Below are 24,031 nucleotides of genomic sequence, written 5' to 3'. Positions count from 1 at the left end.
CTGGCTAGGCTGACGCGCGTGAAGTCGTCGCTGAGCGCCGCCGAGGCGCGCCGGGTCTCGCTCGCCGCCCAGGGCTTCGACCGCGCGCGCCCCGCCGCGGCCGGCACCCGCCAGCTCAACCTCGCGCTCGCGAGGATGTCGACGCTGCAGATCGACTCGGTGAACGTCTTCGCCCGCTCCCACTACATGCCGCTGTTCTCGCGGGTGGGCAGCTACGACACCGCCGCCCTCGACCGGCTCCTCTTCGCCCGGCGCTCCCCCTACGTGGAGTACTGGGCGCACGTCGCCGCTTTCGTGCCCGCCGCCGACTGGGGCCTGTTCCACTTCCGCATGCAGGATCTGCGGGCCAAGTACGGCTCGAAGCCCGGCGGGTGGTTCGACACGCATCGCGACCTGGTGGACTGGGTCCGCGCCGAGCTCGCCGATCGCGGCCCGCTGCGGCCGGCGCAGATCGAGCACGACGTCAAGAAGGGCGCGCGCGGGCCGTGGTGGGACTGGGACGTCGTCAAGCACGCGCTGGAGTACCTGTGGCTGTTCGGCGAGGTCGCGATCGCCGGTCGCCGGGGGTTCGAGCGCCGGTACGCCCTCGCGGAGGATGTGATCCCTCGGGAGGCGCTCGAGGCTCCCGTGCCGCGTGACGAGGCCGTCCGCGAGCTCGTCCGGCGCGCCGCGCGCGCCTGTGGGGTTTCCACGGCTGCCGATGTCGCCGATTACTGGCGCATCGCCGACCGCAAGGCGGTGACCGCCGCGCTGCACGAGCTCACCGACGCCGGTGAGCTGCATCCCGTGACGGTCGAGGGCTGGACGACGGCGGGACGGCCCTCGCGCGCCTGGCTCCACCGCGATGCGACGGTGCCGCGGCGCATCGATGCCGCGGCGATCCTGACGCCGTTCGACCCCGTGGTGTGGTTCCGCGACCGCGCGGAGCGCCTCTTCGACTTCGAGTACCGCATCGAGATCTACACACCCGCACCCCAGCGCCGCTACGGCTACTACTCTCTGCCCGTCCTGATCGGCGACGACATCGTCGGGCGCGTCGACCTCAAGGCCGATCGCCCGGCCTCCCGCCTCCTGGTGCAGTCCGCATGGTGGGAGCACGGACGCCCGGCAGAGGCGGCGGCGCGGCTGGCCGACGAGCTCCGGCTCGCCGCCGCCTGGCAGGGGCTCGAGACCATCTCGATCTCGCACTGGGGCGACGCGACCGACGATCTCGCCCGCGCCCTGCCCGAGGCGACCCGTCACGAGTCCGGCTCCCGGGAGGCCGTGGCGTTCGCCGCCGACGAGCCCGACGGCCTCGACGCCGCGGGTGGGGACGGCCTCGCGAGCTGACATCGGATGCGGACGCCCGGCGTCGCCGTCGGGTCGGCGTCCGGGCTCACGGCCGCGCAGGCCCGGACACCTCCAGTCCCAGCCAGCGTGCGAGCTCGCTGACCTGCGCGTCCACGGCGTCGCGCACGGCGTCGGTGAACGGCTCGTCCTCATGCACCGCCTGCACGCGGAAGACACCGGCCTTGCGATCGGCCTTCGCGTCGAGCTTCCCCACGAACCGGTCCCCGTGCAGGATCGGCACCGCGAAGTACCCCCAGCGCCGCTTCGCCGCGGGCTTGTACATCTCGAGGAAGTACTCGTAGCCGAAGATCTCGTCCAGCCGCCGCCGGTCGAACACCAGCCGGTCGAACGGCGACAGCAGAGCCGTCCGCGGCGAGAACCCCTCGAGTGCGTCGAGCGCTGCAGGGTCGACACGCCATGTGCCGGCGACGCCGTCGACGACCGCCTCCTCGCCGACCGCACCCACGTCGATCGGCTCGAAGGGCTGTGCGACGCCCTTCGCCCGGGCGATGCCGAGCGACCTCAGCCGGCGCTCGGCGCGCTCACGCGCCGCCTCGTGCTCGTCGAGCACCGGAACGTCGGGCGGATACACCCGGTCGGCGACGTCGAAGAGCCGGCCGCCGGAGTCGCGGGAGTGCACCGCCACGTCGCCGCAGAGCACCAGCATCTCGAGCAGCTGCATCGAGTTGCGGTTGTCCGTCCACCCCGACGAGCGCCACGACACCTGCGCCGTGTCGGGGATCTCGGCCGCCCGCAGCGGCCCCTCGCTGCGGAGCCGCGCGAGCACCTCACGCCGGAACCGGTCGTTCGCGGCGAGCCACTGTCGGGCCTGGGCCGACTCGGGCCGCCGCCGCATCTCGGGCAGCAGCAGGGCGAGGTCGGTCATGGCGCGGTAGAACCCGCCCCACTCGAAGATCGCCCGGTCCTCCTCGACGAGCCTGACGAGGTCCGCCGGCTGGTACGGCCACCCCAGCCTGCTCCACAGGATGAGGTCCGCGCTCGGCGCGACCGCCGCCGTCGGCTCGATGTTCACGACCGTGAGCGCGTCGACGGTCTCGACGATGCCCGACGGCCGGTCCGCGCTCAGCAGCTGCGCCTGGACCGCGATGCGGCGCGCCTCGCCGCGGGTGAGCTGGAGTGTCACACGCCCGACGCTACCGGCGGGCGCGGACAGTGAGATCTGGATACGCGGGAGATCTCGATACGCTCGTTCCTCGCGACCCGCCTCGACTCAGAACTGCACGCGCGGGGGCTCGGAGATCGCGGCGCCGTCGATGACCTCGAAGAACTCCCGCTCGTGGAAGCCCAGGTTGCGGGCGAACATGTTGTTCGGGAAGACCTTGATCTTGGTGTTCAGCTCGCGCACGCCGCCGTTGTAGAAGCGGCGCGAGGCCTGGATCTTGTCTTCCGTGTCGACGATCGACTGCTGCAGCTGCAGGAAGTTCTGGCTCGCCTGCAGCTGCGGGTAGGCCTCGGCGACGGCGAACAGCGACTTCAGCGCCTGCTGCATGCGGCCCTCCGCGGCCCCCGCCTCGGCGGGCCCGGAGGCCGAGAGCGTGTCGGCGCGGGCCTGCGTCACCCGCTCGAACACCGCCTTCTCGTGGGTCGCATAGCCCTTCACCGACTCGATCAGGTTGGGCAGCAGGTCGGCTCGCCGCTTGAGCTGCACCGTGATGTCGCTCCAGGCCTCGTCGACGCGCACGTTCAGCTGCACCAGCGAGTTGTACGTCGCCCACAGATAGATGCCGACGATGACGGCGAGCGCCACCACGATGAGGACTGGGATCAGCCATTCCATTGCCGGGGCTCCGTTCGGTAGTGCACTCATACTATCGACGCGGGTCCACCGCATAACGGGCCCGGCCTGGGACTCTCAGCCGTTACCCACCGAGAACCCGTTCGAGATATCGGTTGCGGAAGACCCGCTCCGGGTCGAGGCGGTCGCGCAGTTCCACGAAGGCGTCGAAGCGCGGGTACCGCGGCCGCAGCGCGTCGGCGTCCAGGGTGTGCATCTTGCCCCAGTGCGGCCGCCCGTCGAAGCGGAGCATGATCTCCTCCACCGCCTCGAAGTACTCGGCCGGGTCCTCACGCCAGTACCGGTGCACCGCGATGTACGCGGACGCGCGGTCGTGCGCGGTGGACAGCCAGCGGTCGTCGGGCGCCGCGAAGCGGACCTCCACCGGGAACCCGACCCGCCAGCCGCGTGCGTCGATGAGAGCGCGCACCGCCTCGAACGCGGGGCGGACGTTCGCGACCGGCAGCGCGTACTCCATCTCGCGGAAGCGCACCGACCGACGCGTGGCGAAGACGCGGGCCGAGGCATCCGTGAACTCGCGATTCCCCCAGATCCGCGCGGACACCCGGTTGATCGGGGGCACCAGCGGCGGCACCGCGGCGCCCGCCGCGCACGCGACGCGATGGAGGCCGCCGCCGACGAGGACGTCGTCGACCCACTTGCCGACCCGCGGGAGCGGATGCCGCGGCGCGCTCTCGGGCAGGCGGATGTTGGTCTTGGTCATCGCCCGGTCGGTGTGGGGGAACCAGTAGAACTCGAAGTGATCGACGCCGGCGACGCGGTCCTCCAAGCCCGCGATCACCTCATCGAGGGGCTCGGGCTGATCCACCGCATGGAGCACGAAGGCGGGAACGCACTGCAGCGTGACCTCGACGAGGATGCCCAGCGCACCCAGCCCGAGCGCCACGGCCGGGACGAGCTCGGGGTTCTCGTCCTCGTCCACGCGCAGGAGATCCCCCGTCGCCGTCACGAGAGTCGCCCCGACCACCTGGGCGGCGATGCCCCCGAACCGCGCGCCGGTGCCGTGCGTGCCGGTCGAGACGGCGCCGGCGATCGACTGCCGGTCGATGTCGCCGAGGTTCTCCATCGCGAGGCCGTAGCGCGCGAGGAGGCCCGGAATGCGGTGCAGCCGGGTGCCGGCGAGGAGCGTCACCCGGGCGCGCTCGACGTCGACGGCGACGAGGCCGCTGAGGTCCGCGAGCTCCAGCAGCACCCCGGGGGCGACGGCGATGCCGCTGAAGCTGTGACCGGCGCCCACTGCCTTGACCGGCAGTCGCTGGGCCGCGGCGGCGGCGACGGCGCGCTGCACCGCCGCGACCGTGCGCGGATACTCCACGCGCTGGGGCCTCACCGCCTCGGTGCGCGCCCAGTTGCGCCATGTCCCGCCCGGACGCGTCACAGGAACACCTTCCCCTCACCGCGGTACGTCGGCAGGTCGGCGACGACGGCCCCGCCGTCGACGACGTGGTAGCGGTCGACGTGCTCGGCCGGCTCACCGCTCTTGGCGTGGCGGAACCACACGCGGTCCCCGACGCGCAGGTCTCGTGCCGCGTCGCCGCGCAGCGGCGTCTGCACCTCGCCGGCGCCCTCGCGCGGGGCCATGCGCAGCCCCTCCGGCCACACCGCTCGCGGCTGTCGTGACGCCAGCGCCGGGCCTGAGGCGATCCAGCCCCCGCCGAGCACCGTCGCGACGTCGGGCGCGGGCTTGCGCACCACGTCGAGGGCGAACGCGGCCGCCGGCGCCGGATGGAAGGCGCGGTATCCGTCGAACAGGTGGCCCGCGAGCAGCCCGCTGCCGGCGGTCACCTCGGTGACGGACTGATCGGATGCCGTGCGCTCCAGCGAGCCGGTGCCTCCGCCGTTGACGAACTCGAGCGGGGCGATGTCGCGCAGCCCTGCGACGATCGAGGCGCGGCGGTCGAGCAGCTCGGCCGCCGAGCGCCGCTGCATCCACCGGATCACGGCGTCGCCGGCGCCGGTGGCGTCGCCCTGCCCGGCGATCTGCGCCTCGTACATCATCAGCCCGACGAGCCGGAACCCCGGACGCGCCGCGATCGAACGCGCGAGCGCCGCCACCTCCGACGCCTCGTGCACGGGCGAGCGGAGGACGCCGATGTGACCCAGCCCCGACGCTCGCCACGACGCATCGGCGTCTATCGCGACGCGCAGCTCGGGGCGCGCGCCGGGAGCGGCCACGGCGTCGACGAGGTCGAGCTGCGCGAGGTCGTCCACCATGAGCGTGACCCGGGCCGCCGCGCGCTCGTCGGCGGCGAGCGCCGCGATCGCCGCGCGGTCGGCCGTCGGGTACCCGAGCACGATGTCGTCATGCGTGTCTGCCAGCCACAGGGCCTCCGGCAGCGTGTACGCGAGGATGCCGCGGTACCCGGGGAGGGCGAGGACGGCGTCCAGCACCTCGCGGACGCGCACCGACTTGGTGGCGACACGGATCGGCACGCCTCCCGCGCGCACGACGAGGTCCAGCGCGTTGTACCGGAGTGCGCCGGCGTGGACGGCGGCGACCGGGCCGCTGACGTCGGCCACCGCGCCGGTCATCTCGCCCCAGTACGCGGCGGGACGACTCCACGGCTTCGCCGCCGGGGACGTGGACAGCAGGTCGAGACTCAACGGGCTCGGCTCCGGTGCGCGCGCATCGCCCCAGCCTACGATGAGCCGCGGTGAGCGCGCAGACCGGGTCGGTACCCCCGGTGGGATTCGAACCCACACTTGGGCGAGTTTAAGTCGCCTGCCTCTGCCGGTTGGGCTACGGGGGCGATCGCGGGAACGCGGATGCCGCAGGCTCATCCTCTCAGACGAGCCTGCGGCATCCGTTCCACATCAGTTCGCGGCGACCTTGCCGGCGTCGGCGGCAGCCTTGGCCGGAGTCTTGCGGGCCGGCGCCTTGCGAGCGGGCGCGGCGGCCGGCGTCTCGGCGGGGGCCGCCTCGACCGGCTGCGGCGGACGCGGACGCGCGGCGAACTCCTCGAAGACATAGCGGGGGTTCTGGACGGTCGACAGGTTCACCAGGTCGCGGCCCAGCCAGAAGTTGTTCCACCAGCCCCACAGCACGCGCCACTTGCGCTCCCACGAGGGCATCGCCAGGCCGTGGTAGCCGCGGTGGGCGAGCCACGCGATCGGGCCCTTCAGGGCGAGGTTGCCCGACTGGAAGACGCCCACCCACAGGCCCAGGCCTGCGACGGCGCCGAGGTTCTTGTGGAGGTACTCGCGCGGAAGCTCGCCCCGCAGCACCGCGACGAGGTTCTTCGCGAGGAGCTTCGCCTGACGCACCGCATGCTGGGCGTTGGGCACGCAGTAGCCGCCCACGCCGCCGCCGCTGAGGTCGGGAACGGCCGAGACGTCACCGGCCGCCCAGGCGCCCTCGACGATCTCCTCCTCGGTGCCCACGCGCAGGTCGGCGCGGGTGCGGATGCGTCCGCGCTCCTCGACCGGCAGGTCGCCGCCGCGCACCACCGTCGGGTTGGCCATGACGCCCGCCGTCCAGATGATGAGGTCGCTGGGGATCGTCTCGCCGGTGGAGAGCTCGACGTTGCCGCCCACGGCGCCGGTGACCTGCGTGTCGAGGTGCACCGAGGCGCCGCGCTGGGCGAGGTTCTTCAGCACCCACTCGCTGGTCTTGAGCGAGACCTCGGGCATGATGCGCCCCATGGCCTCGATGAGGTGGAAGTGGGTGTCGCTGAACGTCAGCTGCGGGTAGCTCTTGACCAGCGCGGAGGCGAGCGAGCGCAGCTCGGCGAACACCTCGATGCCCGCGAAGCCGCCGCCGACCACGACGACCGTCAGCAGCCGGTCGCGCTCGGGGCCGGGAGGCAGTGTCGAGGCCTTGTCGAAGTTCGACATCAGGCGGTCGCGGATGGCGACGGCCTCCTCGATGGTCTTCAGGCCGATCGCGTTGTCGGCGATGCCGGGGATCGGGAAGGTGCGCGAGACGGCGCCGGCGGTGACGACGATCTGGTCGTACTCGAACTCGTACGGCTCGCCCGCGATGGGGGTGATGGTGGCGACCTTGTTCGCGTGGTTGATGCCGGTGACCTTGGCGGCCACGACGGTCGTCTTCTTGAGGTGGCGACGCAGCGCCACGACGGAGTGACGCGCTTCGATGGAGCCGGCCGCGACCTCCGGGAGGAAGGGCTGGTAGGTCATGTAGGGCAGCGGGTCGACGATCGTCACGTCCGCTTCGCCCTTGCGCAGATGCTTCTCGAGCTTCCAGGCCGTGTAGAAGCCTGCGTATCCGCCACCGACGATGAGGATCTTGGGCACGGTGTTGGTCACGGTTTGGAGTACTCCTCCTGTGTCAGCGGCTCGGCGCGCGGGACGCCAATCGGATGCGTCGGACAGCAGCGGTGACGCCGAGCGCCACCAGTATAGCCGCCGCCGTGAGCATGGTGAGCGGAAGGGTGCCGTACAGCACGGTGTTCCGGTCGGGCAGGAGCGGCGACGACAGCCTGGTGGGCGCGTCCGGTTCGGGCAGGGCCGGCACGGGGGCGCTGGCCTGCGGCTCCTCCGTGACCGGCTCCGCCGGGGCCCGCCGGTACAGCCTCACCCAGTCCGCGAGGCTTCCCATCGGGTTGGCGGTGACGGCCGCCACGTCGGCGGCGACGGCGGCCGCGGCATCCACCAGTCCGAAGCCGTAGAGCAGGCGCGACTCATCGGTGTCGCCCACGGGCTCGGCCGTCTTGACGATGCGGTTGATGACGTTCGCCGCGTCGAGGTCGGGATGGGCGGCCCTGACGAGCGCCGCGATGCCGGCGACGATCGGCGCGGCGCCGCTCGTGCCGTTCCACGAGACCAGTGTCGAGTCCGCCGACACGCCGATGAGCTCTTCGCTGGGCGCGGACACCCCGATCGTGATGCCCTGCGTCGAGGCATCGACGCTCGCCCTGCCGGAGCGGTCGACGCCGCCGACGGTCAGCACGCCCGGGATCGTCGCGGGCGCTCCCACCTTGGTCGTGCCGCTTCCGCGGTTGCCGGCGGCGACGACGATGACGACGTCGTTCTCGAAGGCGTAGAGGAACGCGTCGTCCCAGCTCTCGGGCCAGTCCGGGACGTTCGTGGTCAGCGACATGTTGATGACGTCGGCGCCGTTGTCGACCGACCACCGGATCGCGTCGGCGATCTGGTCCGAGAACGGCCGGGTTGCCGACGAGCCGAAGGCGACCGACACCGAGAGCAGCTGCGCCTCGGGCGCCACGCCGACCATGCCGGTGTCCGGTCCCGTTCCGCGGCCGGCGGCGAGCGAGGCGACCCAGCTGCCGTGGTCGGCGTCGACGGCGCCCACGAGCGTGCGCCCGTCAGGCGAGCCGGCGCCGGAGACATCCGTGCCGCCGACGACCGCACCGGTGAACTCGATCGGCCCGCGGCCGATGCCGGTGTCGATCACGGCGATCTTCACGCCGGCGCCGCGGGTCGTCTCCCACGCCTTCTCGATGCCGTAGTCGTCGAGCCAGTACTCGGCGGCCCGGACCGGATCCTCGTCGGCCGGCGCGGCGATCGCGGCCGCGGGGGCGGCCGTGACGAGTGTGAGCGTCATCGCGGTGGAGGCGATGGCACCGACGAGGCGACGCATCATCCGCCGGATCCCGGCTGGGTGCACACGCAACGCTGCGGAGACCAGGACGACATCGCGAGGGCCCGGTCCCCGATCGGATTGACCCCGGGACCGGCGGCGAGCGCGTGGCCGGCGAGCGCGTGCAGGCACTTCACGCGCGTCGGCATGCCGCCCGCGGAGATGCCCTCGATCTCCTCGACAGCGCCGTACGCCGCGCGGTCGCCGAGATACGCCTCGTGCGCCAGGCGATAGGCCTCGGCCACCTCGTCGTCGCCGGCGAGCACATCCGAGAGCTCCCGCATCACGTGGTCGGCCTCGAGCATCGACATCGCCGCCGTCGCCGCTGGGTGGGTGAGGTAGTAGAACGTCGGGAAGGGCGTCCCGTCCGGCAGTCGCGGCGACGTCGCGACGACGGTCGGGTTGCCGCACACGCAGCGCGCCGCGATCCCCACCACACCGCGGGCGGGTCGTCCGAGCTGCTCGCGGAGCACGGCGAGATCGGCGTCGCTGACAGGGGGGAACGGCGGGGTCGTCACGATTCCAGGCTAGCGGCGCCGCCTGGCAGGGCGCTGGACCGCGCCCGCCCGCGGGCGGATGCCGCAGCCGGCCGCGCTCACGGCGACGGCGTCGTCGCGGGCTCCGGGTCGGGGACGCCCACCGTCAGGGGCGCCACGGTCTGGGCGAGCCCGGCTTCGGCGACCGATCGCACGAGCTGCGACATCCAGTCCGAGCGTGCGGCCTCGAGCTCCTCGCTCACCGGCTCCTGCTCCTGCGGCTCGAGCTCAGGCGGCAGGTCGTCGTCGACGAGGTAGACCACTTCCCCCGGCTTGACGTAGTACAGCCGCTCGCGAGCCTGCGTGGTGATGTAGGCGGGATCCTGCCACCGCTCGCGCTGGGACTCCAGCTCCTCCACCTCGTCGCGGCTGACCTGGACCGCCTCCTCGAGCGCGGCGATCCGCTGGCGCTGATCGACGTACGTGCCGATCGTGGGCACCAGCACGAAGGCGGCGAGCACCACGAGGCCCATCATGATCACCATGAAGCCCGAGAGCCGGATGCCGCCCAGCCACGCGCGCACGTCGACCGGGGCCCGGCCGCCCACCGGACGACGGCGCGCGGCCGGCGCCTGCCGGGTACGGGAAGGGGGAGCCGTCGTCTTTCCCACGGCTCCCCCTCTCCTCAGAACGCTGTCAGCGCATCAGCCCTGGAAACGGGGGAACGCTCCGCGGCCCGCGAACACCGCGGCCTCGCCGAGCTCCTCTTCGATGCGCAGAAGCTGATTGTATTTCGCGACGCGCTCGCTGCGGGCGGGCGCGCCGGTCTTGATCTGACCCGCGTTCACCGCGACCGCGAGATCGGCGATCGTGGTGTCCTCGGTCTCGCCCGAGCGGTGCGACAGCATCGAGCGGTAGCCGTTCTGCGTGGCCAGCGAGATCGCATCGAGGGTCTCGGACAGCGTGCCGATCTGGTTCACCTTGACCAGCAGCGCATTGGCGACACCGAGGTCGATGCCGCGCTGCAGGCGCTCGGGGTTGGTGACGAACAGGTCGTCGCCGACGAGCTGCACCTTCGTGCCGATCTTGTCGGAGAGGGCCTTCCACGCGTCCCAGTCGTCCTCGGCGAGGGCGTCCTCGATCGTGACGATCGGGTAGTTCGCGACGAGGTCGGCGAAGTAGTCGGTCAGCTGCTCGGCCGACCACGGCTTGCCCTCGACGGTGTAGACGCCGTCCTTGAAGAACTCGGTGGCGGCGACGTCCAGGCCCACGGCGATGTCGCGGCCGGGGGTGAAGCCGGCCTTCTCGATCGCCTGGATGAGGAAGTCCAGGCCCTCGCGGTTGCTGGGGAGATCGGGGGCGAAGCCGCCCTCGTCGCCGAGGCCCGTCGCGAAGCCGGCGGCCTTCAGCTCGCCCTTGAGGACGTGGTAGACCTCGGTGCCCCAGCGCAGCGACTCGGCGTACGTGTCGGCGCCGATCGGGGCGAGGAAGAACTCCTGGAAGTCGATGCCGTTGTCAGCGTGCTCACCGCCGTTGATGACGTTGAACAGCGGCACGGGCAGCACATGGGCGTTGGGTCCGCCGAGGTAGCGGAACAGCGGCAGGTCGGCCGAGTCCGCGGCCGCCTTGGCGACCGCCAGCGACACGCCGAGGATGGCGTTGGCGCCGGTGCGGGACTTGTTCTCGGTGCCGTCGGTGGCGATGAGGATCTCGTCGATGACGCGCTGCTCGCTCGCCTCGACCCCCTCGATGGCCGGGCCGAGCTCGTCGATGACGGCCGCGACCGCCTTCAGCACGCCCTTGCCGCTGTAGCGGCTCTTGTCGCCGTCGCGCAGCTCGTACGCCTCGAAGGCGCCGGTCGACGCACCCGAGGGAACGGCCGCGCGCTGGACGATGCCGTCGTCCAGCAGCACCTCCACCTCGACGGTCGGGTTTCCGCGCGAGTCGAGGATCTCGCGCGCGCCTACAGCCTCGATCTGTGCCACAGGGGTTTCTCCTTGCTTAGGGTGATTCGCCGGAGCGTCGTCGGTCCGCCCTTCAGCGTAGCGACCGGCACGGTCCGGTGGTGACGGATGCCGCGGCCACAGGCTCGCGTCACACCACGAGTGCGATCGCGATGCCGTCGTATCCCTTCGCGTCGAGCGTCTGGATGGCCGTGGCGTCGAAGCGCGGGTCGCGGCTCAGCATCTCGAGGCCCCGCTGGACGCCGATGACCTGCGGATTCTCGGTCGCCGGATTGGCCACCTCCCCGCCGCGCACCGTGTTGTCGACCAGGACGACGGTGCCCGGCCGGCCGAGACGCGCCGCCCAGTCGAGGTAGATCGTGTTGGATTCCTTGTCGGCGTCGATGAAGACGAGGTCGAACGCCCCCTCGCCCTCGAGCGTCGGCAGCACGTCGGCGCCCCGCCCGAGCCGGATGTCGACCCTCTCCCCCACGCCCGCACGGTCGAGGTTGACGCGCGCGATCTCGGCGTTGCGGGGTTCGGCCTCGATCGTCACGACGAGCCCGTCCGGAGGGAGGGCGCGTGCCAGCCAGATCGTCGAGTACGCGCCCAGCGTGCCGATCTCGAGCACACGCCGGGCGCCCGACATGCGCGCGATGAGATGGAGCAGCTTGCCGTTGACCGGCGCGACCTCGATCGCCGGCAGTCCGGCCTCGTTCTGGTCGGCCACCGCCCGTTCGAGCCCGGGGTCGTGCCCGACGAGCAGCTCCGTCAGGTACGCGTCGACGCGGGACCACTTCTCGGGGGTGGGCCAGGTGTCGGGTGCGGGTGCCGCCATGCCCTCAGCCAATCCGGCCGCGGGCCGGGCGTCAAGGCCTGGCGGCCGCCCGGCTCACCAAGGCCTCGAGAAGCGCGGCGCCCGTCGCCGCGTCGTCCACGGTGACCACGAAGCGCGTGCCGCTGCGGCGGAGCACTTCGATCGCCTCACCGGCGCGCAGCACCACGCCGAAGCGCCCCCCGGTCGACAGGCGCAGGCCCCAGCCGCCGAACTCGCCCATCGGGTTCACGTCGACGCGCGCGGCCGACTCGATGTCGCCCAGCGGCACGTGGTATCGCGGGATGCCGAGCACCGACTCGACGTGCATCCCGCTGTCGTCGACGCGGACGTGGAAGGCGAGGGTGGTCGCGGCGATCGCCAGGAGCAGCACCGCGACTCCGACCAGGAACCACACCAGCAGCGGTTCCGCGCCGGTCACGCCCGCCACCGCGGCCGACAGGGCGATGACGAGCACTCCCGCGAAGATCGCGATCGCCGCGCCCCGGGCGATGCTGGTCGTCCGCATCCAGAGCGCCTGCTCGTGCGCCGACAGGGCGAGCGGGATCGCCGGCGGGGTCACGGCACCCGCCGACTCGCCACGAGGCTGGACGAACCACGCCGCGACGCCGGCGACGGACGCCGCGACGAGCGACGTGACGAGGGCGGGCCACACCGCGGGCGCGTCGGCGGCACTGTCGAGGCCCGCCTGCATCGCGAGCGTCCACGTCAGCGCCACGCTCACCATCGCCGACACCGCGGCGGCCGTGGCGCCCATCAGGCGGTAGGTGGGCCCGTGGTCGCCCCGACGGAGACCGGGGAGGGACGTGAGGGCGATGAGCACCGGCACGCCGAGGCCGAAGACGACGGTAGCGATCGGCTGCGTCCACGCGGGTGCGAACCGGTCCGCCTCGCCCGAGGCGTTCCAATGGACGGCGATCGTGGCGGGCGCCTGGGGCAGCAGCAGCAGCAGCTGCACGGCGACGCCGAGCGCGACGAGCGCGACGGGGAGCCACACGGCGACCAGCATGAATCGTCGCAGGGCGGGGCGGGACGGGGCTGTGCCATCAACGGTCACGGGCGATCTCCTTCACAAGGGCGGCGAGGGCGTCGGGTGAGAGTCCCGCCGCGCGCGCCCGCGCGACGAGGTCGTGGATGTCGTGACGGAGGTCCTCGAGCGTGCTCGCCTGGGAGGTCAGGACGGCGCCCCGACCGCGGCGGAGCTCGACGAGGCCTTCGTCGCGCAGGTCCTGATAGGCGTGCAGCACGGTGTGCACGTTGACCCCGAGGGCGGCGGCGATGTCGCGTGCCGCCGGAAGCCGGTCGCCGGGTCGCACGCGCCCGGCGGCGGCATCCGCCCGCACCGACGCGGCGATCTGCGCGAACAGCGGGGCGTCACTCTCGGGATCGATACGGAGCAGCATGCTGTTAATTCTAGTACCACTAGAACAAGTCGAGATGACATTCGTGGGGTCGGTCCCAGCGCTCGCCGACCGACTCGAGCTCCGCGAGGAGAGCCGGCAGCAGCGCCTCGGCGGTGCGCCGGTACCCCAGTGCGCTCGGATGGAATCTGTCGAGACTGAACATCTCGTCGGGTTGGGTGACGAAGAACGGACCCACCGCGCGCCTCAGCGACACCGGTCGCGCACCGCACCGGGAGGCGGCATCGGCCTGGGCGTCGGCGAGCTGGCGCGACAGGCGCGAGCCGAGCGCGCGCAGCGGCTGCGGCACCGGTCGCAGCGCCCCCAAGTCGGGGCAGGTCCCGACCACCACCACCGCACCCCGAGCGCGCAGGCGCAGGATCGCGTGTTCCAGGTGCGCGATCGAGGTGGGCACGGGCACGCGGTGGGTGATGTCGTTGCCGCCGACGACGATGACCGCCGCGTCGGGCGCGTAGTCGGCGGGGAGCCCGTCGACCTGCTGGGCGAGCACCGACGACTCCGCGCCGACGATCGCGGCGGTCCGCAGCCGCACCGGACGGCCGAGCTTGCGCGCGACCCCCTTCGCGAGTCGGGCGCCCAGGGTGTCCTTTCGGCGCTCGGCGCCCAGTCCCGCGGCGATCGAGTCGCCGAGCACGACGAGGTCGACCGGCTCGCCGTCGAAGCGCCGCGCCCAGATGCGGTCGGCGTCGAGCGCCTCCTCGCCGAGCGGCTTGCCGATGCGACGGCGGGCGACTGCCGCCTGCCGTGACAGCACCGCGCGGCCTCCGAGCAGCACGAGCCCCGCCCCGATGGCGGCGCCGGCGAACGCGGCGGCGACGGCGCCCGGACCGGCCTGGTGGGTGCGCGGCATGGCGTCATGGCACAGCACCCGCATGAACGGATGCCGTCGCCCCGGTGACGCGGAGATGCCACGCGGACGCGCTAGGGTTCGGCCGTGGCATCCCCCTCCCTGCAGCGCCGGCTCGGCCTCGGCGACGCCGTGTTCATCGGTCTCGGCTCCATGGTCGGCGCGGGGGTCTTCGCCGTCTGGGGCCCCGCGGCGGATGCCGCGGGCACGGGACTGCTCATCGGGCTCGCGATCGCGGCGCTCGTGGCCTTCGGCAATGCGACGTCGTCGGCGCAGCTCGCCGCGGCGCACCCGACGTCGGGAGGGACCTACGCCTACGGGCGCGCCGAGCTCGGGCCGTGGTGGGGATTCGTCGCCGGCTGGGGCTTCATCATCGGCAAGACCGCCAGCTGCGCGGCGATGGCGCTCACGTTCGCCGCCTATGCCGCGCCGAGCGGCTGGGAGCGACCCGTGGCCATCGGCGCGGTCGTCGTCCTCACGGCCGTGAACTGGTTCGGGGTGACGCGCACAGCGTCCGCCGCCCGCGTGATCGTCGTGATCTCGCTGGGGGCGCTCGCCGCCGCCGTCACCGCCGCCTTCTCCGCGGGCGCCGCTCCCGGGTGGCTCTCGGCCGAGACCCTCTGGACGGGCGGCGCGTACGGCATCCTGCAGTCGGCCGGCCTGCTGTTCTTCGCATTCGCCGGCTACGCGCGCATCGCGACGATGGGCGAGGAGGTCCGCGACCCGCGCCGGGTCATCCCGCGGGCCATCGTGATCGCCTTCGCCATCGCGTTCGCCGTGTACGCCGTGGTCGCGGTGGCGGTGCTCGGCTCCCTCGGTCCGGCCGCCGTCGCGGCGTCGACCGAGCCGGTGGCCGATGCCGCGGCGCGCTCCGGCTGGGCCTGGATCGACACCGCGGTCCGCGTCGGCGCGGCGGCCGCCTCGCTCGGGGCGCTGCTCGCACTCATCGCCGGCGTCAGCCGGACGACGTTCGCGATGGCCCGGGAGCGGGACCTGCCGCGGTTCCTCGACGGCGTGCACCCCCGCTGGCATGTGCCCCACCATGCCGAGCTCGTCGTGGCCGCGGTCGTGGTGGTGCTGGTCGCGATGGTCGACCTGCGCGGCGCGATCGGGTTCTCGTCGTTCGGCGTGCTGCTGTACTACTTCGTGGCGAACGTCGCGGCCTTGCGTCAGCGCGGGGACGCACGGCGGTATCCGGCAGCCCTGCAGATCCTGGGCGGCGTCGGATGCCTCGTCCTCGCGGTGACGCTCCCCTGGCCGTCCGTGGCGGCGGGAGCGGTCGTCGTCGCCGTCGGCGTCGCCTACCGCGCGCTGCGTCTGCGCTTCGGGCGGGCCTGACCGGCCGGCGTCAGCCCAGCGGCTTCACCTCGAGCGCAGCCGTCGCGGCGCCGGCGCCGACGGTGGCGAACGCCGTGTAGCCGTCCGCCGCCGCGCGCTCCAGCAGCGCCTTGAGGTTCTTCGTGCGCTGCTCGAGGCGCACACGCGATCCCTGGCGCACGAGGGCCGCCTTGTGCGCCAGGAGCTCCCCCTCGGGCACGTCGCGGTCATGGACGAGGACGACGGCCGGGGCCGCGGCATCCGTCTGCTCCGCGATGAGGTCCACGATGCGCTCGAAGCCGATCGAGAACCCGACCGCCGGGGCGTCCTGCCCGAGGAAGCGGCCGATCATGCCGTCGTAGCGGCCACCGCCGCCGAGCGAGTACTCCACGGACGGGTGGGCGAGCTCGAAGATCGTTCCGGTGTAGTAGCCCATGCCGCGCACGAGGAAGGGATCGAACACGACCGGGATGTCCGCGAGACCCTCGTCGCCTGCCGTCGCGCCCGGCGTCGCCGCGCGGGCCGCGGCCACCGCGTGCCCGATGCCGACGAGATCCGCGACGACGTCGTCGGGCGCGCCCTCGGGCAGCGCCTTGCGGATCTGGCGTTCACCGTACGGGTTGTACTCGAGCGTCATCGGGCGGCGCAGGAACGCCTCGAAGGCGTCGACCGCGGCCGGGGACGCCCCGCGGTCGCGCAACTCGGCCACGATCCCCTCGGGGCCCAGCTTGTCGAGCTTGTCGACGGTGATCAGCACGCCCGGACGCTCCTCGACGCCGAATCCGAAGCTGTCCAGCATCCAGTCCAGCACCCGGCGGTCGTTGATGCGCACGCTCCCGCCGTCCAGGCCCATCGCGTCGAGCGTGTCGAGGGTGGCCACGATGAGCTCGGCCTCGGCGCGGGGCGACGGGTCGCCGATGATGTCGATGTCGCACTGCACGAACTGGCGGTAGCGGCCCTTCTGCGGACGCTCCGCCCGCCAGACCGGTGCGATCTGGATGGAGCGGAAGACGGCGGGGAGCTGCCCGCGGTTGGTCGCGTAGAACCGTGCGAGCGGGACCGTGAGGTCATAGCGCAGGCCGAGATCGGTCAGGCTCGCCGGGTCGTCGGCGGCCGCGCGGATCGCCTCGGCGTCGAGCCCCCGCTTGAGCACGTTGTACGCGAGCTTCTCGTTGTCGCCGCCGATCCCGGCGTGGAGCCGGGAGTACTCCTCCATCACGGGCGTCTCGATCTCGTCGAAGCCGTGCACGCGATAGCGCTCACGGATGACGGCGAGCACACGCTCGCGCCGGGCCTTCTCAGCGGGGAGGAAGTCGCGCATGCCGCGCGGCGGATTGACGGATGCCACGCCCCTATCCTTCCAGGTCGCCCGGGGTTCCTTCGGCGGCGCGGATGTCGTGCTCGAGCCCGCGCAGACGCTCGCGCAGCGCGCGCTCGGCGTCCCACCCGTTGGCGCGCGCCGTCGCCACGAGGGCCAGCAGCGCGTCGCCGAGCTCGGCCTCGGAGTCCGGCTCGGACGACCCGGCCGTCGCGGAGACCCCGACCTGCGACCCCTTGGACAGCAGCTTCTGGGCGAGCGCGAGGCTCGGCATCCGCTCGCTCACGCCCTCCAGCACCGAGCGTCGGTGGTGCTTCTCCGCTGCCTTGGCGGCGTTCCAGTGCACGAGCACCTCTTCGGGCGTGGTCGCCACGGCGTCGCCGAAGACGTGCGGGTGGCGTCGCACCATCTTCTCGGTCAGCCCGCGGGCGACGTCGTCGATGTCGAACGGCGCCTCGGGGTCGCGCGAGGCGATCTCGGCGTGGAACAGCACCTGCCACAGCAGGTCGCCCAGCTCTTCGCGCAGCTCGTCGCGGGTGCCGTCCTCCACGGCGTCGATGAGCTCCGCGCTCTCCTCGACGAGGTACGGGACCAGTGCGCGGTGGTCGATCTGCTGCGTCCACACGCAGCGGTCGCGCACCGCGCGCATGACGTCGGCCGCCTCGCGCAGCGGGTCGGACGCGGGACCGGATCCGGCGGTCATGCGATCTGGCCCTCCGTCGCGGCCGGCGGGGGCATCTCATCGCTCGGCGACGCGGACTCCGAGCGGCGGTAGTGCCGCGCCCGCTGGGCAACGAGGACCGCCGCGAGCAGGATCGAGATCATCGATCCGCCCAGCACGCCCAGGGTCGCCTCGTCGCGCAGGAGCGGATCGCCGGAGAACGCGAGCTCGGACAGCAGCAGCGAGACGGTGAAGCCGATCCCGCCCAGGGCTCCTGCCGCGAGCAGGTCGGCGAAGGACAGATGCGGCGTCGCGCCGCGGTTGCCCACGCGCAGCGAGATCCAGCCCGCGAGGGAGATGCCGATGACCTTGCCGACCGGGAGCGCGACGAGGATGCCCCAGAACGCCGGCGACAGCTGCGACGGAGAGACGGACGGGATGACGACGAGCGCCGCCGAGAACGCGAACAGGGGAAGCACGATGCCGTTCACCCACGGCTCCAGCTCGTGCCGGGTGCGCAGGGCGGGACGCTGCGCCATCGCGAGACCGAGTGCGACGCCGGCGATGGTGGCGTGGACACCCGACAGGTAGACCAGCACCCACGTGGCGATCGCCAGCACGCCGAGCACGATCGCGATCGGCACCTGCGCGCGGGTGTCGAGCCGGCGGCTCAAGAAGCCGAACACGATCACGACCACCGCGGCGAGCGCGAGCAGCCCGACGTTGACGTCCTCGGTGAACAGCACCGCGATGAAGACGATGCCGACGATGTCGTCGAGGATCGCCAGAGCGAGGAGGAAGATGCGGATCCCGGAGGGAAGGCCCCTGCCGAAGACGGCCAGCACGCCGAGGGCGAAGGCGATGTCGGTCGCGGTGGGGATCGGCCACCCGTCGACCGCGTCGGAGCGTGCCGCGAACAGCAGGAACACGCCGATCGGCACGATGACGCCGCCCGCGGCCGCGATCGCCGGCTGCAGCGCCTTGCGCGCCGAATTCAGCTCGCCGTTGGTGAGCTCGTATTGCAGCTCGACGGCCACGATGAAGAAGAAGACGGCCAGGAGCCCGTCCTGCACCCAGTGCCCCACCGACATCTCGAACACGCCCGGAATGCCGACGTAGGCATCCTTGACGGACGCGACCGCGGGTCCGAGCGGCGAGTTGGCGAGCACGAGCGCGAGGATCGCCGCCGCGAGGAGGACGATCGCCGGAAAGCGGGCAGAGCGGAGCAGGGACACACGGGTCCTTTCGTCGATCATCGGGTTCCGGCGCCGAAGCACCGCGCCGACCAGACTTCCCGGCACACCAGGGGCCCAGTCTATCCGGACGGCGCCCGGCGGCCTTCGTCACACAGCGTCCCGCGTGACGTCGCCGAAACGACGCGCCGTTAGCCTGGAGGGATGCGCGAACTCACCCACACCGAAGCGATCGACCTCGTCGGACGATTCGAGGCGGAGCAGGCGATTCCCGAGAAGATGCGCGGCGACGTGCGCATGCTCGGCACGCTGCTGGGGCAGGTCCTGCGCGAGAGCGGCTCGCCCGGGCTGTACGAGGACGTGGAGCGACTGCGCACCGCGACCATCCAGGCCTACACCGATGAGACGCCGGAGGCCTTCGCCCGCGCCGCCGAGATCGCCGAGTCCTTCACGATCGCCCGCGCCGACGAGGTCGCCCGGGCGTTCACGGCGTACTTCCACCTCGTGAACCTTGCCGAGGAGCACCAGCGCGTGCGTGTCCTCCGCGAGCGCGACGGGCGCCCCGACCGCGAGCAGGCCACCGACTCCGTCGCCGCGGCCTTCGTGCGCCTGGCCGCCGAGGTCGGCGACGACACCGCGCTGCAGCGCCTCCAGGCCATGCGCTTCCACCCGGTCTTCACGGCCCACCCCACCGAGGCGCGCCGTCGGGCGGTGTCGTCGAGCATCCGGCGGCTCGCCGCCCTGCTCGAGGAGCACGACGCGTCCCTGCGCAACGGCGCGGACGAGCGGCGGGCGGAGCGGCGCATGCTGGAGGAGATCGACACGCTCTGGCGCACCGCTCCGCTGCGCCCCGAGAAGCCCTCGCCGACCGACGAGGTGCGCGCGGTGATGGCCGTCTTCGACGAGACGCTCTACACCGCCGTGCCCCACGTGTACCGCCGCGTCGACGACGCGCTGCAGGGTCCCGCCGCCGGAGGCCGCGCCCCCGTCGTGCGCTCCTTCGTGCGCGTCGGCTCGTGGGTCGGCGGCGACCGCGACGGCAACCCGTTCGTGACGGCATCCGTCACCCGCAAGGCATCCGCGATCGCCAGCGAGCACGTGCTGCTCGGTCTGGAGCGCACGGCGAGCCGCATCGGGCGGACGCTGACGCTGGATGCCTCCACCACGCCGCCGAGCGACGCGCTGGTCGCCCTGTGGCAGCGCATGAAGGCCGCCGACGAGGACGCGGCGAAGGAGATCGCCAAGCGATCGCCCGACGAGCCGCACCGCCGCATCCTGCTGCTCATCGCCCGGAAGATCGAGGCGACGCGTCAGCGCGACGCCGACCTCGCCTACCGGGATCCGGAGCACCTCCTCGCCGATCTGCGGGTGGTCCAGGACTCGCTCGTGCAGGCGGGCGCGCCCCGTCAGGCGTACGGGCACCTGCAGCAGCTGCTGTGGCAGGTGGAGACGTACGGGTTCCACCTGACCGAGCTCGAGGTGCGTCAGCACTCGGCCGTGCACGCCAAGGTGCTGGCGGAACTCGAAGCGGGCGGCCCGCTCAGCGAGCAGGCCGAGGAGGTGCTCGACGTGATCCGGAGCGTCGGGTTCCTGCAGGAGCGCTACGGCCCGCGAGCGGCCGGACGGTACATCGTGTCGTTCACGCAGTCGGCGGACGACCTCGCGGCGGTTCACAAGCTCGCCCGCTTCGCCGTCGGACCCGACGGCACGCCGCCGGTGCTCGACGTGATCCCGCTGTTCGAGACCTTCGCCGACCTGCAGGCGGCCCCCGCGATCCTCGCCGAGATCGTGCAGCACCCCGAATTCGCCGCGCGTCTGGATGCCACCGGCCGGCGCCTGGAGGTCATGCTCGGCTACTCGGACTCGTCGAAGGACGTCGGACCGGTCGCCGCGAACCTCGCGCTGTACGAGGCGCAGGCGAAGATCGCCGCGTGGGCGGACGAGAACGGCATCGAGCTGACCCTGTTCCACGGCCGAGGCGGAGCCCTCGGACGCGGCGGCGGGCCGGCGAACTCCGCGATCCTCGCGCAGCCGCCCCACTCGGTGGACGGCCGATTCAAGCTCACCGAGCAGGGCGAGGTCATCTTCGCCCGCTACGGCGATCCCGCCATCGCGATGCGCCACATCGACCAGGTGGCCGCGGCCATCCTGCTGGCATCCGCGCCGTCCAACGAGCAGCGCAACAGGGCGGCGGCGGACGAGTTCGCCGCCGTCGCGGCGACGATGGACGAGGCATCCCGCGAGCGCTTCTTCTCGCTCGTGAAGGCACCCGGCTTCGCGCCCTGGTTCGCCCGCGTCACCCCGATGGAGGAGATCGGCCACCTCGCGCTCGGCTCGCGTCCCGCGCGGCGCGGGCTCTCCGTCGAGTCCCTCGAGGACCTGCGCGCGATCCCGTGGGTGTTCGCGTGGACCCAGGCCCGCATCAACCTCGCCGGCTGGTTCGGGCTGGGCACGGCCCTCGAGCGCGTCGGCGACGAGGAGCTGCTGCAGCGGGCCTACCGGGAGTGGCCGCTCTTCCGCACCCTGATCGACAACGTCGCCATGAGCCTGGCCAAGACCGACGACCGGATCGCCCGCCACTACCTCGAGCTCGGCGACCGCGACGACCTCGCCGCCCTCGTGCGCGACGAGATGAGGCTCACGCGGGACTGGGTGATCCGGGTCACCGGCGGCACCGAGCTGCTCGGCAACAAGCCCGTCCTCCAGCGCGCGGTCAAGATGCGCAGCCCCTACGTGGACGCGCTGTCGCTGCTGCAGCTGCGCGCCCTGCGGGCGCTGCGCGCCGCACCCGAGGGGGCACCCGTCGATCCCGAGCTCCAGCGCCTCCTGCTGCTGTCTGTCTCGGGCGTGGCCGCAGGCCTCCAGAACACCGGCTGAGCACGCGCTCGCGCGTCAGGGCTGCCCGTCCTCGGCGGCCGGCGCCTCGCCCGCCGTGCCCTTGGGTGCGTAGCGGCCGAGCCGGACGTCGACCGCCGCGGCGGCGGTGCGGGCGCTGGGACCGTATCCGACGACGACGGCGATGAAGCGGTCCGCCGCCAGCCCCTTCAGCGCGAGTGCCGTGCGCGCCACGACGGTTGCCGTGCGCCGGGTGCGTCGCAGGAGTGCGATCTCGCCGAACCCCTCGCCCTCCCCCAGCGTCGCCACCACGCGATCGTCGCCGATCACGTCCGCCTCACCGGACGCGATGACGTAATAGCGGTCGCCGACGTCCCCGGCCACGAACACCGCCCGCCCGGCGGGCACGTCGACCGGCTCGAGCCCCCGCGCCAGCTGCTCGATCGCCGGAAGCGGCAGGGGCTGGAGCATCGGCACCCGCTGCAGCAGGGCGACGTCGGCATCCAGCGCGCCGACCGCGCCGTCCAGCCGGCGCAGGCGCCACCACGAGAGCATCGCCAGCACCGGGCAGATGAGGCCGATGCCGATGAGGGCGGGCTCCAGGCCGAGCCAGGCGATGAGTGCCGAGGCCAGGATCGACCCCACGCCGATCGAGATGACGACCAGGCTCTCGAGCACGCCGAAGATGCGGGCCATGACCTCGTCGGGGGCGAGTCGGCCGATGAGCGTGAACCCCGCCAGATCGATCAGCGCGTTCCCGACGCCGACGAACGAGAGCAGCAGCAGCGCGGCCGCCTGCCCGGGGAACACGCCGACCAGCGCGATCGGCAGACCCCACAGCGCGACCCCCACCGCGAACCACGCGCCGAGTCGTCCGGTGCCGACCAGCAGCGAGGCGCACAGCGACCCCACGACTGCGCCCACGCCCACGGCGGCCATCAATGCGCCGGCGCCCGACTCGCCCATGCCCAGCAGCTCGATCGCGACGACGACCGAGAACACCGTGAGCGCGCCGCGCGTCAGCGCCTGAGCGGCCGCGAGGCCCAGGATGAGCAGGAGGTCGCGGCTGCGCACGACGGCGCGAAGGCCGTCGATCGCCTCCCGCATCAGGTCGGGTCGCGGCGCCGGTGGCCGCGGGGGCGCGTCGTAGCGGACACGAAGCAGCAGGACTGCCGCCCAGAAGGAGGCCGCCGCCGCGACCGCGAACACGATCGACACGTCGGCGACCGCCAGCAGGACCGCCGCGATCAGCGGTCCGATGAGCGTCGCGACGGAGTCGAGCAGACCCCGAACCACGTTCGCGCTCGCGAGTTCGTGCCCGGTGCGCGACAGCGTCGGCAGCAGCGCGGAGTGGGCCGGGCGGAAGAGGGTCGCCGCGATCGTGGACAGCACGGCCAGCGCGTAGACGACGAGGACCGGGCCGGCGAGGACGACCACCGCCGCGGCGACAGCGGTCGCCGCCCCGCGCAGGAGCGAGACCGTCACGAGCACCCGCTCCCGCCGTCCGCGGTCGGCGAAGGGCGACAGGATCGGCGCCAGGAGGGCCGACGGAAGCATGCGCAGGAGGCCGACCAATCCCAGCGCAAGCGCGCCGCCGTCGTTGTAGGCCACGATCCCCAGCGCGACGGTGAAGGCCCACTCCGCCGTCCAGGCGCCGAGGAAGCTCAGCTGGGCGCGGCGCAGATTGGGGTTGCGCCAGTTGCTCGAGAAGGCCCCCGCAGCCTGTTCGAGCTTCGATCGGGTCCCCAGAAGGCCCATGGACCGACCCTAGATGCTCCCGCGAGCGCCCACCAGGGTCCCGAGGTCGCTTCGCGCAACGCCGGCGGGCCGGCCCGCCCGGAGAAGGCGACGGGCTCGCGTCAGTCCAGCCGGCGGTCGTCGGCGTGGCGGGCGAGGCTGCGTCCGTAGCGCTCGGTGAGCTGCACCATGAGGTCGGGCGTCTCGCGGTCGAGGCCGAAGACGTAGCCGGGGAAGTCGAGCTCCCGCTGCGCGGCCCAGATCTCCTCGTGCCGGTCCGGCGAGAGGATCTGCACCGGGTGTCCGACCGCGACCCATCCGATCGGCACGGTGGAGTCGGGCGGCAGCGTCGTCCGCAGGTGCACCACGGCGTTGATGCGCACCTCGCTTCGCGCTCCCACATACGCGCCGTTGAACACCCGCGTGCCGGTGGCCAGGAAGACCTCCTCCTCCACCACCGCTCCAGAGATGCTCGCCATCGGCCCGACGAGGACGTGGTCGGCGATGTGCACCGGGTTGGTGGCGGTCGCCCGGATGAGCGCGTTCTCCATCACGATGACGTTCGACCCGAGCGTGATCGCGCCGCCCTCCGCGGTGACGACCGCGCCGTGCAGGATCTGGCAGTCGGGTCCGATCACGACGTCGCCGCTGATCACCGCCGTCGGGGCGACCACCGCGTCGGGATGGATCCGGGGCGTGACCCCGAGGTGCTCGAATCGCATCATGCCTCCTCGCCTCCGCTG

General features: G+C 72.6%; 21 protein-coding genes and 1 tRNA gene. 3 read left to right on the top strand and 19 right to left on the bottom strand.

What is annotated here, in order from left to right:
• Positions 1–18: 18 nt before the first annotated feature.
• Entirely contained in the window at positions 19–1,329 is a 1,311-nt protein-coding gene (locus ACWGUG_RS16280; protein WP_452325296.1) for a winged helix-turn-helix domain-containing protein, read from the top strand.
• Between the two features lie 46 nt (positions 1,330–1,375).
• On the opposite strand, the gene ACWGUG_RS16275 is transcribed toward ACWGUG_RS16280, so the two are convergent.
• The 14 genes from ACWGUG_RS16275 to ACWGUG_RS16210 all read right to left on the bottom strand — a co-directional run bounded on the left by ACWGUG_RS16275 (position 1,376) and on the right by ACWGUG_RS16210 (position 14,230).
• Entirely contained in the window at positions 1,376–2,473 is a 1,098-nt protein-coding gene (locus ACWGUG_RS16275) for a DNA glycosylase AlkZ-like family protein (RefSeq protein WP_336396445.1), read from the bottom strand.
• Between the two features lie 87 nt (positions 2,474–2,560).
• Positions 2,561–3,127, bottom strand: coding sequence for a LemA family protein (locus ACWGUG_RS16270; RefSeq protein ID WP_336396446.1), 567 nt, complete (start codon positions 3,125–3,127; stop codon positions 2,561–2,563).
• Positions 3,128–3,209: 82 nt separating this feature from the next.
• Positions 3,210–4,523 carry a D-arabinono-1,4-lactone oxidase gene (locus ACWGUG_RS16265; RefSeq protein ID WP_452325295.1) on the bottom strand — a complete coding sequence of 438 codons (1,314 nt, stop codon included), beginning with the start codon at positions 4,521–4,523 and terminating at the stop codon, positions 3,210–3,212.
• Positions 4,520–5,749, bottom strand: coding sequence for an alanine racemase (locus ACWGUG_RS16260; protein ID WP_336396448.1), 1,230 nt, complete (start codon positions 5,747–5,749; stop codon positions 4,520–4,522). Before ACWGUG_RS16260 ends, ACWGUG_RS16265 begins: the two co-directional genes overlap by 4 nt.
• 72 nt (positions 5,750–5,821) lie before the next feature.
• Positions 5,822–5,895 (bottom strand) — tRNA-Leu (locus tag ACWGUG_RS16255).
• A gap of 64 nt (positions 5,896–5,959) precedes the next feature.
• Entirely contained in the window at positions 5,960–7,399 is a 1,440-nt protein-coding gene (locus ACWGUG_RS16250) for an NAD(P)/FAD-dependent oxidoreductase (RefSeq protein ID WP_452325329.1), read from the bottom strand.
• Positions 7,400–7,433: 34 nt separating this feature from the next.
• Positions 7,434–8,705 (bottom strand): S8 family peptidase, encoded by a 1,272-nt coding sequence (locus ACWGUG_RS16245; protein ID WP_452325328.1) that lies wholly within the window; start codon positions 8,703–8,705, stop codon positions 7,434–7,436.
• Entirely contained in the window at positions 8,705–9,223 is a 519-nt protein-coding gene (locus ACWGUG_RS16240; RefSeq protein WP_336396450.1) for a DUF501 domain-containing protein, read from the bottom strand. Before ACWGUG_RS16240 ends, ACWGUG_RS16245 begins: the two co-directional genes overlap by 1 nt.
• Before the next feature lie 77 nt (positions 9,224–9,300).
• Positions 9,301–9,852 (bottom strand): FtsB family cell division protein, encoded by a 552-nt coding sequence (locus ACWGUG_RS16235; RefSeq protein ID WP_378881455.1) that lies wholly within the window; start codon positions 9,850–9,852, stop codon positions 9,301–9,303.
• Positions 9,853–9,885: 33 nt separating this feature from the next.
• Entirely contained in the window at positions 9,886–11,166 is a 1,281-nt protein-coding gene (gene eno, locus ACWGUG_RS16230) for a phosphopyruvate hydratase (protein WP_336396452.1), read from the bottom strand.
• Between the two features lie 109 nt (positions 11,167–11,275).
• Entirely contained in the window at positions 11,276–11,962 is a 687-nt protein-coding gene (locus ACWGUG_RS16225; RefSeq protein ID WP_336396453.1) for an O-methyltransferase, read from the bottom strand.
• A gap of 31 nt (positions 11,963–11,993) precedes the next feature.
• Positions 11,994–13,016 carry a DUF1648 domain-containing protein gene (locus tag ACWGUG_RS16220; RefSeq protein ID WP_452325294.1) on the bottom strand — a complete coding sequence of 341 codons (1,023 nt, stop codon included), beginning with the start codon at positions 13,014–13,016 and terminating at the stop codon, positions 11,994–11,996.
• Positions 13,006–13,362: a GntR family transcriptional regulator gene (locus tag ACWGUG_RS16215; RefSeq protein ID WP_336396455.1), complete on the bottom strand. Its 357-nt coding sequence runs from the start codon at positions 13,360–13,362 to the stop codon at positions 13,006–13,008. Before ACWGUG_RS16215 ends, ACWGUG_RS16220 begins: the two co-directional genes overlap by 11 nt.
• Before the next feature lie 19 nt (positions 13,363–13,381).
• Positions 13,382–14,230: an SGNH/GDSL hydrolase family protein gene (locus ACWGUG_RS16210; protein WP_336396456.1), complete on the bottom strand. Its 849-nt coding sequence runs from the start codon at positions 14,228–14,230 to the stop codon at positions 13,382–13,384.
• A gap of 84 nt (positions 14,231–14,314) precedes the next feature.
• Here ACWGUG_RS16210 and ACWGUG_RS16205 point away from each other — a divergent pair, with 84 nt between their 5' ends.
• Positions 14,315–15,565, top strand: a complete 1,251-nt coding sequence (locus ACWGUG_RS16205) for an APC family permease (RefSeq protein WP_336396457.1) — start codon at positions 14,315–14,317, stop codon at positions 15,563–15,565.
• Positions 15,566–15,575: 10 nt separating this feature from the next.
• On the opposite strand, the gene hisS is transcribed toward ACWGUG_RS16205, so the two are convergent.
• Genes hisS through nhaA form a run of 3 tightly spaced genes read right to left on the bottom strand, consistent with a single transcriptional unit; the run spans position 15,576 to position 18,758 of the window.
• Entirely contained in the window at positions 15,576–16,865 is a 1,290-nt protein-coding gene (gene hisS / locus ACWGUG_RS16200) for a histidine--tRNA ligase (RefSeq protein WP_452325327.1), read from the bottom strand.
• Between the two features lie 31 nt (positions 16,866–16,896).
• Complete coding sequence (locus ACWGUG_RS16195; RefSeq protein ID WP_452325293.1) at positions 16,897–17,565, bottom strand: MazG family protein; 669 nt, start codon at positions 17,563–17,565, stop codon at positions 16,897–16,899.
• Positions 17,562–18,758, bottom strand: coding sequence for a Na+/H+ antiporter NhaA (gene nhaA / locus ACWGUG_RS16190; RefSeq protein ID WP_336396459.1), 1,197 nt, complete (start codon positions 18,756–18,758; stop codon positions 17,562–17,564). Before nhaA ends, ACWGUG_RS16195 begins: the two co-directional genes overlap by 4 nt.
• A gap of 162 nt (positions 18,759–18,920) precedes the next feature.
• On the opposite strand from nhaA, the gene ACWGUG_RS16185 reads away from it, so the two are divergent.
• On the top strand, positions 18,921–21,593 hold the full coding sequence (locus ACWGUG_RS16185; protein ID WP_378881473.1) for a phosphoenolpyruvate carboxylase: 2,673 nt from the start codon (positions 18,921–18,923) through the stop codon (positions 21,591–21,593).
• A gap of 15 nt (positions 21,594–21,608) precedes the next feature.
• On the opposite strand, the gene ACWGUG_RS16180 is transcribed toward ACWGUG_RS16185, so the two are convergent.
• Both ACWGUG_RS16180 and ACWGUG_RS16175 read right to left on the bottom strand, forming a co-directional pair.
• A complete protein-coding gene (locus ACWGUG_RS16180; RefSeq protein WP_336396461.1) occupies positions 21,609–23,309 on the bottom strand; it encodes an MFS transporter in 1,701 nt (566 codons plus the stop codon).
• Between the two features lie 101 nt (positions 23,310–23,410).
• The gene (locus ACWGUG_RS16175; RefSeq protein ID WP_336396766.1) at positions 23,411–24,010 is read right to left on the bottom strand and encodes a gamma carbonic anhydrase family protein; all 600 of its coding nucleotides are present in this window, start codon (positions 24,008–24,010) and stop codon (positions 23,411–23,413) included.
• Positions 24,011–24,031: the final 21 nt, after the last annotated feature.

The organism is Microbacterium sp. NPDC055455 (assembly GCF_053619935.1).
This window is presented reverse-complemented; position numbering and strand designations above follow the sequence as displayed.